General features: G+C 70.2%; 17 protein-coding genes. 10 read left to right on the top strand and 7 right to left on the bottom strand.

All coding sequences use genetic code 11. The features are described from left to right. Positions 1-13 precede the first annotated feature (13 nt). On the bottom strand, positions 14-439 hold the full coding sequence (locus tag FHR82_RS23875) for a Fur family transcriptional regulator (RefSeq protein ID WP_184812745.1): 426 nt from the start codon (positions 437-439) through the stop codon (positions 14-16). Between the two features lie 129 nt (positions 440-568). On the opposite strand from FHR82_RS23875, the gene FHR82_RS23870 reads away from it, so the two are divergent. The 5 genes from FHR82_RS23870 (at position 569) to FHR82_RS23850 (ending at position 4,068) form a co-directional block, all read left to right on the top strand. Beyond that, positions 569-1,582 carry an esterase/lipase family protein gene (locus FHR82_RS23870; RefSeq protein ID WP_184812744.1) on the top strand — a complete coding sequence of 338 codons (1,014 nt, stop codon included), beginning with the start codon at positions 569-571 and terminating at the stop codon, positions 1,580-1,582. A gap of 461 nt (positions 1,583-2,043) precedes the next feature. Beyond that, a complete protein-coding gene (locus FHR82_RS47575; RefSeq protein ID WP_221464211.1) occupies positions 2,044-2,307 on the top strand; it encodes a cytochrome c oxidase assembly protein in 264 nt (87 codons plus the stop codon). Positions 2,308-2,321: 14 nt separating this feature from the next. Beyond that, positions 2,322-3,020 (top strand): hypothetical protein, encoded by a 699-nt coding sequence (locus FHR82_RS23860; RefSeq protein ID WP_184812743.1) that lies wholly within the window; start codon positions 2,322-2,324, stop codon positions 3,018-3,020. Next, the gene (locus tag FHR82_RS23855; protein WP_184812742.1) at positions 3,017-3,445 is read left to right on the top strand and encodes a phage holin family protein; all 429 of its coding nucleotides are present in this window, start codon (positions 3,017-3,019) and stop codon (positions 3,443-3,445) included. Before FHR82_RS23860 ends, FHR82_RS23855 begins: the two co-directional genes overlap by 4 nt. Continuing rightward, positions 3,442-4,068 (top strand): DUF3618 domain-containing protein, encoded by a 627-nt coding sequence (locus FHR82_RS23850; RefSeq protein ID WP_184812741.1) that lies wholly within the window; start codon positions 3,442-3,444, stop codon positions 4,066-4,068. The genes FHR82_RS23855 and FHR82_RS23850 overlap by 4 nt, the downstream gene beginning before the upstream one ends. A gap of 67 nt (positions 4,069-4,135) precedes the next feature. On the opposite strand, the gene FHR82_RS23845 is transcribed toward FHR82_RS23850, so the two are convergent. Both FHR82_RS23845 and FHR82_RS46345 read right to left on the bottom strand, forming a co-directional pair. Continuing rightward, positions 4,136-4,690 carry a DUF2231 domain-containing protein gene (locus FHR82_RS23845; RefSeq protein ID WP_184812740.1) on the bottom strand — a complete coding sequence of 185 codons (555 nt, stop codon included), beginning with the start codon at positions 4,688-4,690 and terminating at the stop codon, positions 4,136-4,138. 86 nt (positions 4,691-4,776) lie between these two features. Beyond that, positions 4,777-5,892 carry an ANTAR domain-containing protein gene (locus FHR82_RS46345; protein WP_225943885.1) on the bottom strand — a complete coding sequence of 372 codons (1,116 nt, stop codon included), beginning with the start codon at positions 5,890-5,892 and terminating at the stop codon, positions 4,777-4,779. Between the two features lie 201 nt (positions 5,893-6,093). On the opposite strand from FHR82_RS46345, the gene FHR82_RS23835 reads away from it, so the two are divergent. Beyond that, positions 6,094-6,348, top strand: coding sequence for a hypothetical protein (locus FHR82_RS23835; protein WP_184812739.1), 255 nt, complete (start codon positions 6,094-6,096; stop codon positions 6,346-6,348). 118 nt (positions 6,349-6,466) lie between these two features. Then, positions 6,467-6,727 (top strand): DUF7662 domain-containing protein, encoded by a 261-nt coding sequence (locus tag FHR82_RS23830; protein ID WP_184812738.1) that lies wholly within the window; start codon positions 6,467-6,469, stop codon positions 6,725-6,727. Here the strand turns inward: FHR82_RS23830 and FHR82_RS23825 are convergent. After that, positions 6,722-7,027 carry a hypothetical protein gene (locus FHR82_RS23825; protein WP_184812737.1) on the bottom strand — a complete coding sequence of 102 codons (306 nt, stop codon included), beginning with the start codon at positions 7,025-7,027 and terminating at the stop codon, positions 6,722-6,724. The two genes, FHR82_RS23830 and FHR82_RS23825, sit on opposite strands and share 6 nt — an antisense overlap. A gap of 182 nt (positions 7,028-7,209) precedes the next feature. On the opposite strand from FHR82_RS23825, the gene FHR82_RS23820 reads away from it, so the two are divergent. Further along, on the top strand, positions 7,210-7,695 hold the full coding sequence (locus tag FHR82_RS23820) for a hypothetical protein (RefSeq protein ID WP_184812736.1): 486 nt from the start codon (positions 7,210-7,212) through the stop codon (positions 7,693-7,695). On the opposite strand, the gene FHR82_RS23815 is transcribed toward FHR82_RS23820, so the two are convergent. The 3 genes from FHR82_RS23815 to FHR82_RS23805 are packed head-to-tail and all read right to left on the bottom strand — an operon-like array spanning position 7,680 to position 10,796. Then, a complete protein-coding gene (locus FHR82_RS23815; protein ID WP_184812735.1) occupies positions 7,680-8,705 on the bottom strand; it encodes a cytochrome d ubiquinol oxidase subunit II in 1,026 nt (341 codons plus the stop codon). The genes FHR82_RS23820 and FHR82_RS23815 overlap by 16 nt on opposite strands. Continuing rightward, a complete protein-coding gene (locus tag FHR82_RS23810; protein ID WP_184812734.1) occupies positions 8,702-10,057 on the bottom strand; it encodes a cytochrome ubiquinol oxidase subunit I in 1,356 nt (451 codons plus the stop codon). The genes FHR82_RS23815 and FHR82_RS23810 overlap by 4 nt, the downstream gene beginning before the upstream one ends. A 34-nt stretch (positions 10,058-10,091) precedes the next feature. After that, positions 10,092-10,796 (bottom strand): AfsR/SARP family transcriptional regulator, encoded by a 705-nt coding sequence (locus FHR82_RS23805; RefSeq protein WP_221464210.1) that lies wholly within the window; start codon positions 10,794-10,796, stop codon positions 10,092-10,094. A 205-nt stretch (positions 10,797-11,001) separates the two neighbouring features. On the opposite strand from FHR82_RS23805, the gene FHR82_RS23800 reads away from it, so the two are divergent. Both FHR82_RS23800 and FHR82_RS23795 read left to right on the top strand, forming a co-directional pair. Continuing rightward, positions 11,002-11,865: a manganese catalase gene (locus FHR82_RS23800; protein WP_184812732.1), complete on the top strand. Its 864-nt coding sequence runs from the start codon at positions 11,002-11,004 to the stop codon at positions 11,863-11,865. 76 nt (positions 11,866-11,941) lie between these two features. Next, on the top strand, positions 11,942-13,174 hold the full coding sequence (locus tag FHR82_RS23795) for an Nramp family divalent metal transporter (protein ID WP_184812731.1): 1,233 nt from the start codon (positions 11,942-11,944) through the stop codon (positions 13,172-13,174). Positions 13,175-13,202 lie beyond the last annotated feature (28 nt).

The following is a 13,202-nucleotide window of genomic DNA, read 5'->3' as shown; positions in this document are numbered from 1 at the left end:
ATGTGGCGGATCTTTAGGAGGTGGGTGCGGTCGCACAGCGGGGGCAGGTTCCCCAGTAGACGACCTCCGCCTCGTCGACCACGAACCCGTGGTCGTCCGAGGCGGTGAGACAGGGGGCGTGGCCGACGGCACAGTCGACGTCCGCGATCGCGCCGCACGAGCGGCACACGACGTGGTGGTGGTTGTCGCCCACCCTGGACTCGTAGCGCGCGGTCGCGCCCGCGGGCTGGATGCGACGCACCAGACCGACGTCGGTGAGCGCCTGCAGCACATCGTAAATCGCCTGGTGGGACACGGTGGGCAGCTCGTCGCGCACCAGCGCGATCACCGTGTGCGTGTCCACGTGCGGATGGTCGCGCAGCGCGGCCAGCACCGCCAGCCGGGGCCGGGTCACGCGCAACGAGACCGCCCGCAGCTGTGCCTCGAAGTCCACCGTCACGCCACGACCATAGAACGATTATCTGGAACAAGTCAAAATTACGTTCACCTCAGGTGTGAGCTTCGCCGGTGCGGGTATGCACGGCTTCGCGGTCGTCACCTGGCGACGACCTGAGTCGAAGGTGGCACGGTGAGCGGCAGAGGGTGGGTTCTACTTCCCGATCTTCCCAAGGTGTTCGACGAGGTCGTGAACGTCGCGACCGCGCCAGTGCGGCTGGTGGCGGAGTCCGGCGTTGGCCAGCGTGCCGTCGGCATCGCGAACGGGGTGTTCGGTGAGAACGCGGACGCCCGCGGTGGCACGTTGCCCGCCGCGATGACCGTTCGCGTCGAGGGACGGCCTGTCGAGGTGACCGGGGACGCGATCGCGGCGGAGTTCCCCCGCGCGTCCGGACGGGTGGTGGTGTTCGTCCACGGGCTGGTCGAAACCGAACGTTCCTGGTTCCACCAGCCCGCACCGGAGAAGTCCCGCACCGGCACCGACTTCGGCAGCCGTCTCGCCGTCGACCTGCCCAGCACGCCGGTCTACCTCCGCTACAACACCGGCCGGCGCGTGAGCGACAACGGGAACGAGCTCGTCGGCCTGCTCTCCGACCTCGTCGACGCCTGGCCCGTGCCCGTGACCGATCTCGTGCTCGTCGGCCACTCCATGGGTGGTCTGGTGGTGCGCAGCGCGGTGCTGCAGGCGCACGAACAGGGCCGCGCGTGGCTTTCGCGGGTGATCAAAGTGGTGTGCCTCGGCACCCCGCACACAGGGGCGCACCTCGAACGCGTCGCGGCATGGGCGGGCAGTGTGCTGGACCGGTTCATCATCACCGCGCCGCTGGCCCGTCTCCTCGCCCTGCGCAGCGACGGCATCAAGGACCTCGCCCTCGGGCACGTACACCGGAGCCAGCCAACCGGTTCCGCCCCGAAGACGGCGCCGACCCCGCCTCCCGGCGTGCGGCAGTGCTTCGTGTTCGTGACACTCGCCCGCTCGCAGACCAGTCTGTCGGCGCGGCTGATCGGCGATCTGCTCGTGACCCCGGCCAGTGCGGGCGACCGCACGCAGACGGCGGACCACCGATGGCTCGGCGGCCTGCACCACTTCGACCTGCTGAACCACGACACCGTCTACGACTCCGTGCTCGACTGGCTACGGTCCTGAGTCGAACACGGTGTCGCGGAAGCGCCTTCCCGCCGCGCCGCCGAGGAACACCAGCACGCTCACTGCCGGGGACTCCCGGCATAGCGGACCACCTCGACCTCGACCTCGTCGAGTGTGGACGAACCCGGTCGCGCCGAAGCCCTCGCACCCACGCAGGATGGACAGCCGCAGCACACGGTCGGACGTCATCGTCGGCCCTTCCTGTCCCAGCCGATCCACCTTCGAGTACACGCCCGTCCGACCAGTTTCGCCACTCCTCACCGGGGTATGCGTTCGATCGGACCACGGTGAGAGGTGAACCGGTGGCGGTGAACGCGCGCGCTTCGTCCGGAACTCACGGCGACGTGTCCGAGATCGGGTTGCCCGGCCGCGGTCCTGCTGCTCAACCTCGGTGGCCTCGTCGCGCTCTACACCACGCCGCTCTACCAGGTCACCACCCACAACGAGACCGCCATCACCTAGTGCACCTGCACTTCCTCGTCGCCGGCTACCTGTTCGCGTGGCTCATCGCGGGCCCGGATCCCGCTCCGCACCGCCCCGGTGTGCCCGCACGTCTGGTGCTGCTCGGTGTCGCCATCGCCGTCCACGCCACCCTGGCGCAACTGATGTACGCGGGCATCGCGGCCCCGGACCAGGGCGCGGACCCCGAGTTCGGTGAAATCCCGCGACGACGGAATATGACTTCCCGGCCAGGGTATGCCTTGCGCCACCACGAACCGACTTGACGTGGAGGCGCACGATGACACAGCAGTACGGTGGTCCCACATCACCGGAATCGCAACAACGTTCGACACCCGAGGTCGCGCGGGACGAGGCGGCCGATGTCGCCAGGACCGCGACGGACAAGGGCGGCGAGGTCGCAGGCACCGTCGGGGAGCAGGCGAGCCGGGTCGCCGAGGAGACCAAACAGCAAGCCCGCGATCTCCTGCGTGAAAGCAGGGAACAGCTGACCGGTCAGGCCAGACAGGGCCAGCAGCGGGCGGCCGACGGGCTGCACACCCTCGCCACGCAGCTGCGGCAGATGTCGGAGAAGACCGAGGAGCAAGGAGTCGCGTCAGAGGTCGCGCGGCAGGTCGCGGACCGCACCCAGAGCGCGGCGTCGTGGCTCGAGCACCGCGAACCCGGCGACCTCCTCGACGAGGTACGACGGTTCGCCCGCCGCAAGCCCGGCGTGTTCCTCCTCGGGGCGGCACTCGCCGGTGTGGCTGTCGGGCGCCTGACCCGCGGCGCGATCGCCGCGCGGAGCGACGACTCCGGTACCGGCGACGGGCGCGACGGCGCCGAACGGCGGTCGCCGTCGTGGCCGTCCGAACCCACCCCGCCGCGGCACGCGGCGACCCCGCCCTACGACAGTCCGGAGGTGCCCGCCTATCCGCCATCGCCGGTGCCGCCCGCCGTGCAGACGTGGGACCCGCAGAGGGGGCCGGTGAACCGATGAACACCCCCACCGGAAGTCCCGGCAGCGCGAGAGAACGGCCGGACGTCGAGGACATGTCGGTCGGCGACCTGCTCGGCAGCGTGTCCAGGGACCTTTCCACGCTGATGCGGCAGGAGGTCCTGCTGGCCAAGGCAGAGATCCGCGCGGAAGCAGGTAAAGCCGGCAAGGGCGCGGGGATGATGGCGGGCGCGGGCATGGCCGCCTGGCTCTGCGTGCTGTTCCTGTCGATCGCCGTGTGGGGGGCCCTCGCCAACGTGATGGACGAGGGCCTCGCCGCACTCATCGTCGCGGTGCTCTGGGCCATCGCGGGCGCCGTCCTGTTCGCGACCGGGCGCCGCACGCTTCGCGCCATGAACCCGACGCCCGAACGCACCGTGGACACCATGAAGCAGGTCCCGGACGCGCTGAAAGGAAACATGTCATGACCACCGATCCCGACCGGCTTCGCAGCCAGATCGAACGCACCCAGCACAACCTGAGCACCGACGTCGACCTGCTCGCCGAGAAGGTCACGCCGTCCCGGGTCGTGCAGCGGAGGATGAACCGGGCAAGGGGTGCCATGTACACCATGCGGGACCGCGTGATGGGCTCGGCCTCCGACACCGCGGACTCGGCATCGTCGATGGCCGACGACGCCGCACAGTCGATGCGCGAGACCGCCCAGGGCGCCAAGGAAACGGTGCGGGAAGCCCCGCAGGCGGTCCGCCGTGGCACCGAGGGCAACCCCATCGCGGCCGGACTCATCGCGTTCGGCGCCGGCTGGCTCCTGTCGACGCTGGCGCCGCCGAGCAAGCAGGAACAGGAACTCGCCGAACAGGCGACCAAGTGGGCGAGTGACCACAGCGGCGCGGTCAAGGAACAGGTCAGCAACGTCGCCGAGGACCTCAAGGAGAACCTGCGGGAGCCGGCACAGCACGCGGCGGAGGCCGTGAAGTCGACCGCGGCGGACGCCACGCAGACCGTCCGCGACGACACCCGGTCGGCCGTCGAGGACGTCACCGACCGTGCGGGCGAGGCCAGGAACTCCGTGCAGGACAACCGTTCCTGACGGCTGTGTCACCCGAGCGGCGCCCCACGGAGGGGCGCCGCTCAGCCGTTGCCGACTTTGTCGTGGGTCAGGAGGCCGTCGCAGGTTCGGTGTGCCGGACGAACGGTGGCTCCTGGTACCGGTAGACCCCGCCGCCTTGTGCGTAGGCCAGGTGGCCGCCGAGTGCACCACCGATGCTCAGCGTGACCAGGCCGACCGCACTCAGGGCGATGCCCGCCTGGTGCTTGCCACGAGTACGGCAGACGTACGAGGCGAGGAGGAAGGCGGTGGCCACCGAGTTCACCGCGGCGTGCGCCACCCCGGTTCGCCGCTGCGCGGTGGTCAGGTCGGGATAGTCGGCGGCGCCTGCCAGCACCGTCACCGGCACGGCGGCGAGACCGAGGCCGATCAGCTGGCGTGCCGCGGTGCGCCTGCCGAGGCAGTCGAGCACGGCGGAACTGGTCCACGCACCGATCGGCAACGTCACGAGCAGCGGGTGCACCGGATGCCCGAGCCAGGATCCGCGCAGAAGCTCTGCGGCCTTCCTCGGGAGGATCTTGGCGATGGTGCGCGCGAGCGCGCCTGCGGGTTCGTCCACCGCGGTGACCGACTCGGTACGCCGCAGGATCTCATGAAGTCCCATGCGACGGGCTACCCGCGGCACGAGCCGTGAACCACGGCTCAGGACCGCGGTCGCCTGCGGCGTCAGGGTTTCACTCGAAGTGGTGATTACCGCCGTGGGCGTACGGGTGTGTCGAGACTGTCGGGGTGGTGGGCGAGGGTGCGGGCGAGATCGACGAGTTTTATGTTGAGGTTCTGGGAGGTGTGGCTCAGCACCTCGAACGCTTCGTCGGCGGTCATCCCCTGCCGGGCCATGAGGATGCCTTTCGCCTGGCCGATCACGTCACGGCTTTCGCTCGCGCGGTGCAGGTTCTGGTTGTGCAGCATGGCTTGTTCGGTGGCGACGGTGTGGGCCAGGGCCAGTGCGGCGTGGGTGGCCAGCAACAGCGCGGCGTGCCGGTCGTGGTCGTCAAGGCCGCGGGCCTTCGTGGAGTAGATGTTGAGCGCGCCGCCAACGGCGACGGGTCCGTGGGTGTGCAGGTCGGTGGAGAGCACCGCGGTCACCTCGTGCTCGGCGGCCGCCTTGACGAAGTGGGGCCAGCGGACCTCGGTGGCCAGGTCGTCACTGGCCGCGTACGCGGGACCGTCGGGGCGGGCGGCGTCGAGGCACGGGCCCTGCCCGGTCCGGTACTGGACCCGGTCCAGCGTGCCGGCCACCGCGCTGGTCTCCACCGGGGTGAAGAACACTCCCGCCGGATCGCGCAGAGTGACGCTCACCAGGTCTGCTCCTGGCACGATGGACCGGGCCGCGCCCACGACCCTGCGCAGTGTCGCGTCGACCGTGGTGTCCTTTATCAGCATCTGCGTCAACGACGTGAACCGCACCGCGAGCTCGTCCAGGTCAGATCCGGAGGGCGAGTCCACCTCGGGTTGCCGCGGCACGCCGGTCAGCGCTTCGTCCACGGCGTCGAACACGTCGAGTTCCGACGGCAGCGCCGCCGCCCGCAGCACCGAGCCGACGGCGCCGCCCGCGTCGACCACGACGCCGCAGCGCACTCCGCGCGCGCCGAGGGTCCGCGCCACGGTCAACAACTCACGTACCCCGGCGACCGTCAGCAGCTGGACCTCGCGCAGGTCGAACACGGCCACTTCCGGTGGTGGCAGTGCCGATACCACACCCCGCAACGACGCGTGGTCGCCCTCGCCATCACCGAGAATCCCGGTCACCTGAACAACCAGGCCGCGACCAGCCGGGCGCGCGGCGATGCCCAGTCCCGTCGTCATGACGATCTCACCCCCATACGTTTCACAAACAAACATTATGGACACGGTCGCCGACCGTCGCCGTGTGTGTCTCCGTGACGCCCGGGGCGGGCGCCCGACGGGTGCCCGCGAAATCCGGTTACAGCTCGTGCCGGCCACGTGTCAGTACCCGCGTCACGGGTATGCCCGTGAACGGGAATTCACGATGAGGAGGAAAGCTCCATGATTCCGGCGGCGCACGAACCCGAACACGGGTCGATGGTGGTCTACCGGGTCGCGGCGAGCGACCGCGACCCGGAGCGGCGCCGCATGGCCGTGGTGGTCGGTCCCGTTCTCGCGGAACCGGTCTCGGGGCAACTGTGGGTCGGGGTCCGGCTGCCCCAGCACGAGGACGCGGGCCCGGTCGACTTCATCGCCACCGGGTCGATCATCGAAGTCCAGCCGCCGGACAACGAAAGAACACTCGACACGCCCTAGCTGTCCACCAACGTTTGCCGGGTCCTTCGGCCCCGCCGGTGCGGTGCTCCGGTTACGCGCTGGGTCCGGGGGTACGCCGACGGGATCGAGCGCTACGAGCGGACCCCGGGGGCAGAACATGGCAGGTGGCAAGTACCTCCCCCTGACCGAGTTGCTCATGGCGGCAGCGCGCCGGGGCGAGTCGGTGGTGCGGTTGAGCTTCGCGGAGCTGTCGGCCTTGGTCGGCGGACTGCCGAGGTCCGCGTACCACCGGCGAACGTGGTGGGGGAACGGGTATCTCGTGCAGGGCAAGTCATGGGGCGACGCCGGGTGGCGGGTCCAGGCCGTCGACCTGCCCGGCGAATCGGTCTCGTTCACCCGCGAGAACCCTCGATCATGACACCGCCACGGCGGCCTGCCAGTACCGGTGGAACGCCTCCTGCCTCGACAGCCCCGCCGGACCGTCCCGCCGGTCATCGACCGGTTCGTCCGGGTCCCGGCCCGCCATCCCGCACAACGCGAGGTACACGGTGTCCGCCATGTCCCAGGTGAGCGGGACCGCGAGCCCCAGCAGCATCCGGCGGATGGTCTCCTTGCTGGCCGTCCCGGGCAGGCCGGGATGAGCACCGATCCACTCCTCGATGGCCGCCAGCGACGGCCTGCCAGCCTGCTCATAACAGGAGAACAACACCCCGACCATCCTCCGGCGCGGACCTTCCGGCAGGTCAGGCATAGAAATCGGCGCCACAGCCCATCTCCACAACGATCGCCCCGGTTCCGGGGATACCTCACTTCTCGCCGGGGTACACGCGAGGCAGCGGGTGCGAATGTTCGCGCCGGCTATCCGGATTCCGGCGAGATAATCCGGGTACGAACCACACTATGGACCAATTTCTTCGCATTTACCTGTGTGATCAGCTGGCATTGGGCATCGGCTGGCGTGAACTGGCCAGACGGGCGGCACGCAACAACCAGGACACCGAGACGGGTGCGGCGCTCGACCGCGTGGCCAAGGCCATCGCGGAGGACGTCGACACGTTCCGGACGATCATGGACCGGCTGCGGATCACGCCGAACCCGGTGAAGAACACCGCGGTCATGGTGGCCGAACGCGTCGGCAGGCTCAAGCGGAACGGCAGGCTGCGCACCTACTCGCCACTCAGCCGGTTCGAGGAGCTGGAGATGCTGACCATGGGCATCAACGGCAAGAAACAGATGTGGGCCACCCTGCGCGACCTCGCGGACCTGGGCGCCCGTCTCACCGACATCGACTTCGACCGGCTCGTGGCGCGTGCGGAGGAGCAGCGGAACGAACTGGAACCGCACCGCCAGACGGCAGGCACCAAGGCCTTTCACCCGGGCGGGTGACCGCCCTCCTGGCGCTCGGACGGCGTGCGCTGGAACAGGACGTACAGGTAGACGAGGGCAGGCACCAGGATGGCCGCGCCCGCGCACAGGGCGATGAGCAGTGCGAGGAGCGTGGGCCGGCCGGCCGCCGCCTCGTCGACCGTCCGTGCGGGTGGGAGCAGGTACGGGTACTGGCTCACCGGCCACCCGACCAGGATCGCCGTCACGGCGAGCGCGGAGGCGAGCCGCGCGGCGATGTAGCGGCGGGTCATGAGCAGCCAGAGCGCGGTCAGGCCCGCGACGACCGACAGCGCCACGACGGGCAGGCCGCGGCCGGTCAGCCCGTCGAACAGCAGCGGTGCGTCGGTGCGCAGCACGGCGATGCCCGCCAGGCCGACCGCGCCGGTGACCACAGCGGTGACCAGGGCGCGGCGGCGGAACACCTCGGCCAGGTCGTCCTCGCCGTCCCGGCGGGCGTCGCCGCACAGGAAGACGGCGGCCAGGTAGGCGCACACCAGGACCGCGAGGGTGCCGCCGAGGAACGAGGTCGGGTTGACCCAGCTGCCGATCACGTTCCCGGCGGCGATGCCGGGAGGGACCCGGCCCGCGGCCACCCCGCCGACGACGGCTCCGAAGAAGAACGGGGTGAGCAGGGAGGACACCGCGAACGCGGCACCGAAGAACCGGCGCATGCCGAGCGTGTCGACGCTCTTGCGGTAGGCGAACGCCGCGCCGCGCGCGATGATCCCGAACGCGGCGAGGGTGAGCGGGAGGTAGAGCGTGGTGACGGCCGCGGCGAACACGCCGGAGAACCCGGTCCACAGCACCACCAACACGAAGATCAGCCAGACGTGGTTGGCCTCCCACACCGGCCCGATCGAGCGCTCGACCCGTTCGCGCGTGCGCCGGCCGCGTTCCGTGCCGCCCGCGAGCAGGTCCCACACCCCGCCGCCGAAGTCCGCGCCACCGAACAACGCGTAGGCGACCAGACCGGTGAACGCCGCGCCCAGCACGGCTTCGGCGAGCGTCATCGCGCCGCCTCCTGCTCTTGCGGGGCAAGGGTGTCGCGACCTCGCGCGAGCCCGCGCAACACCACGACGGTGAAGACGGTGAGCACGGTGTACACGGCGATCACCGCCACCAGCCCCCAGCTCAGTCCGGCCGCGGGGCTGACCGCGTCCTCGGTGCGCATGAGGCCGTGGACGATCCACGGCTGCCTGCCGACCTCGGTGGTGATCCAGCCCGCCTCCATCGCCACCACCGCCGCGACACCGGCCACGGCGGCGGCCCGCAGGAACCAGGCGGTTCTCGGCAGCCGCCGCCTGCGCCACCACACCAGACCGAACCACGCCGCCAGTGCCAGCAACGCCAGGCCGATGGCGACCATGACGTTGTAGGCGAGGTGCACCACGTTGACCGGGGGCCGCTCGTCGGCAGGCACCTCCTCGAGCCCCGGCACCACGCCGTCCGGGTCGTGGTGGATCAGCAACGACAGCCCGTAGGGGATCTCCAGCGCGTACCGCAGCTTGTTGTCCTGGTAGATCCCGCCGATCGACAGCCCGGCCCCGGCGGTGGTCTCGTACTGGCCCTCCATCGCCGCCAGCTTCGCCGGCTGGTTGTCGGCCACCGTGTTCGCGATCCAGTCCCCGACGCCGATCTGCACCGGCGTGGCGATCGCGGCCACCGTGAGGGGGATGAGCAGCCCCGCGCGGTGGTGGCCGTCCCGCCGGCCGCGCAGCATCCCCACCGCGTACACCGAGGCGACCAGGAACCCGGTGACCATGAACGCCGCCAGCCACATGTGGGTGAACTGCGGCCACGTCGACGGCCCGAACATGGCGGCCCAGGGCCGGGCGTCGACCACCTCCCCGCGCGCGTCGAGGCGGAACCCGGTGGGGTTGTTCATCCACGCGTTGGCCGACACCACGAAGAACGCACCCGCGATTCCCGCGCCGACCATCGGCAGCGCGCTCAGCATGTGCGCCCTCGGTGACAGGCGGTCCCACCCGAACAGGTAGACGCCGACGAAGATCGCCTCGACGAAGAAGGCGAAACCCTCGAGCACGAACGGAAACCCGAACACCTCGCCGAACCGGTCCATCAGTCCGGGCCACAGGATCCCCATCTCGAACGACAGGAGCGTCCCCGACACCGCGCCTGCCGCGAACAGCACACCCATCGCCTTGGCCCAGGTGTGGGCGAGGCCGGTCAGCACCGCGTCACCACGCCGGTGGCCGAGCCACTCGGTGAACACCACGATCGCGGGGAACGCGATGCCGAAGCACGCGAAGACGATGTGCCACCCCAGCGACAGGGCCATCTGAGTGCGCGCCGACCACAGGTTCTCCGCACCGCCTGCCGCCAGGAACTCGATCACGGTCATAGGCTCTCCACCTCGTGCCGGCAGCCGCGTTCCGCTACTCGGGAAGCACCGTCGCGACGAGCCTGCGGATCTCCGGTGACGGCGCCATCCCCAGCTCGGTCCAGAGCAGCTCCTGGTACGCCGCGTACTGCCGCATCACCGCCGCCGGGTTGCCGTCGGCCAGGTGCAGCTCGATCAAACGCCGGTGCGCGCTCTCCCGCAACGGGTCGCCGCGCACCGCGGCGGCCGCGGTCTCGTGGGCGCGGAAGTGGTCGCCGCGGGCCATGAACCGTTCGCTGAGCATCTCCAGCGCACGCAAGCACATCTGGCGGCACCACTCCCTCTCCGCGACCACCCACTCGTCGGTCCAGCCCGGCAACAGGTCCGCGGCCAGCGTGGCCACCGGCACGAACGGCGCGGACAGCGTCCGCTCGGCGACGAACCTGCGGATCCTGGCCACGTCGACGTCGACGGCCGTGCCGATCCGCAACCGCTCCCTGCCGCCCTCGACGAGCGGATACGGCGGCTTGACCAGCCGCCACAACGCCGAGCGCAGGCAGGCCGCGGCTCGGTGCGCCGTCGCCCTCGGCCAGAGCGTGGCCGCCACGGTCTGCCTCGGCACCGAGCCTTCGTGCAGGGCGAGGTAGGCCAGGATCCGTTGCGAGCTCGGGATGACCGGCACCTGGTCGTCGCCCAGCAGCAGCTCGAAACCGTCGAGAAGCCGCAGGGTGATCATCGGCTTGTCCTCTGTGCTGTGCATGTGTTCCGGCGTCATGAGAAGTCCCAGTGTCGGCTCGAACATGGGCTCGAAGCGAATTCCCCGAACCGGCCGTTTCAGTGCTCGGCCAGGAGACTTTTTTTGAACCGTTCCGATCTGCGCTGACGACGGCGCGGTGACGCACCGGTGGCGGTCCCGTGGACCGGTCGTGGCGGACCTGTCACTGCTCGTTCCTAGCGTGCCGGACATGTTCAGACACACGAGCCAACTTCAGTTCGAGGCGAAGCCGGAGAAGCCGGACGCGCACTACGCGAGGAAGCTCCAGGAGCTGATCGGTGGGGCGTTCGGCGAGATGACCGTGACCATGCAGTACCTGTTCCAGGGCTGGAACTGCCGGATGGAGGGCAAGTACAAGGACCTGATCATGGACGTGGCGACCGAGGAGATCGGCCACGTCGAGATGCTCGCGACCATGGTGGCGCGCCTGCTGGAAGGCGCACCCGCCCAGACCACCGCCGAGATGGTCGGCAAGGACCCGGTCGTCGCCGCGGTGATCGGTGGCATGGACCCGCAGCAGGCGATCGTCTCCGGCGGCGGGCCGACCCTGTCCGACTCGAACGGGGTGCCGTGGAACGGCCGTTACATCATCGCGAGCGGCAACCTGCTCGCCGACTTCCACGCCAACGTCGCCGCCGAGGCACAGGGGCGGCTCCAGACCGCACGGCTCTACAACATGACCGACGACGTCGGCGTGCGGGACATGCTGAAGTTCAACCTCGCCCGCGACACCGTGCACCAGAACATGTGGCTCGCGGCGATCGAGGAACTGCAGGAGGACGGGCTCGAGACGGCGGTCGCGCCGGGCGCCCTGTTCGACGAGGAGCACGCCGAGCACGCGGGCAGCATCTGGCACCTGTCCGACGGCACCCACGGCGCGGAGGGCCGCTGGGCTTCCGGCCCCGCACCTGACGGCATGCACGAGTTCAGCTACCTGCAGAACCCGGAACCGCTGGGCGGCAAGGCATCCGCACCGAAACCGGACCCGCTGCTGTACGCGACCAGCCCGGCCAACCTGGGCCTCATCGAGAAGGCGATCAAGAAGCTCACCTGAGACAGGGTGCCCGCCCACCGTGTTGCCCCACATCGCGCCGTGGGCGGGCACCCGCCCTACCCGGAGGAGTCCTGGCATGGTCGACCTGGTCGCCCGCGCACCGGAAGCCGCCGCACCGTCCCGGGTGCGCTCGGTCGCCACCTTCATCGGCCCGGCGTTCGTCGTCGCCGTCGCGTACGTCGATCCCGGCAACTTCGCCACCAACATGGCAGGCGGCGCCGGCTACGGCTACCTGCTCCTGTGGGTGATCGTCAGCGCCAGCCTGATGGCCATGTTCGTGCAGTACCTGTCCGCCAAACTCGGGATCGTCACGGGGCGGAGCCTGCCCGCGCAGTGCCGCGAGCACTGCCCCCGGCCGGTGACCGGAATGCTGTGGGTGCAGGCCGAACTGGTCACCATGGCCACCGACCTCGCCGAGTTCGTCGGCGCAGCCGTCGCGCTCAACCTGCTCTTCGGCATCCCGCTGATGCCGGCCGCCTGCATCTCCGCGTTCGTGTCGTTCGCGATCCTCCTGCTGCAGCCGACCCGCCGCAGACGCTTCGAGTCGGTGATCATCGGCCTGCTCGCCGTCGTCCTCATCGGGTTCCTGTACCAGGTCCTGCGGCTCGGACCGCTCACCGGTGCCGGCGCGGGCCTCGTGCCCGGGTTCGACGGCACGGACAGCGTGCTGCTCGCCGCGGGCATGCTCGGCGCCACCGTGATGCCCCACGTGATCTACCTGCACTCCGCGCTCAACAAGCGCCAGGAGCCGTCCGCTGTGCCTCGGGCGTTGCGCACCACACGACTCGACATCTCCGTCGCGCTCGGGCTCGCCGGACTGGTCAACATCAGCATGCTGGTCGTCGCGGCGAGCGCGCTGCACGGCACCGGCCTGCCGTCCGACTCGCTCGAGGACATGCACGGCGGGCTCGGCGCCACCCTCGGCACTGGCGCGGCCTTGGCGTTCGCCCTCGCACTGCTCGCCTCCGGGCTCGCCGCGTCCAGCGTCGGCACCTACTCCGGGCAGATCGTCATGGACGGCTTCCTGCGCAGGCGCATCCCGCTCGCCCTGCGCAGGCTGGTGACCATGGCACCCGCCCTGCTGATCCTCGCGGCCGGTGTGGATCCGACACGTGCACTGGTGCTCAGCCAGGTGGTGCTGTCGTTCGGGATCCCGTTCGCGCTCGTGCCGCTCGTGTGGCTGACCCGCCGCCGCGACGTCATGGGCCGGTTCGCGAACCGGCCCATGACCACGATGTGCGGCGTCGCCGTCGCCACGGTCATCTCCGCACTGAACGTGTTCCTGCTGGTCCGCACCTTCCTCGCCTGACCGGGTCGACCAGCTGCGGGCCGGCCGG

The organism is Actinophytocola algeriensis, from assembly GCF_014203735.1.
GTDB classification, from domain to species: domain Bacteria; phylum Actinomycetota; class Actinomycetes; order Mycobacteriales; family Pseudonocardiaceae; genus Actinophytocola; species Actinophytocola algeriensis.
Note: the sequence above shows the minus strand (reverse complement) of the source record. Positions and strands in the feature narration are given on the sequence as shown.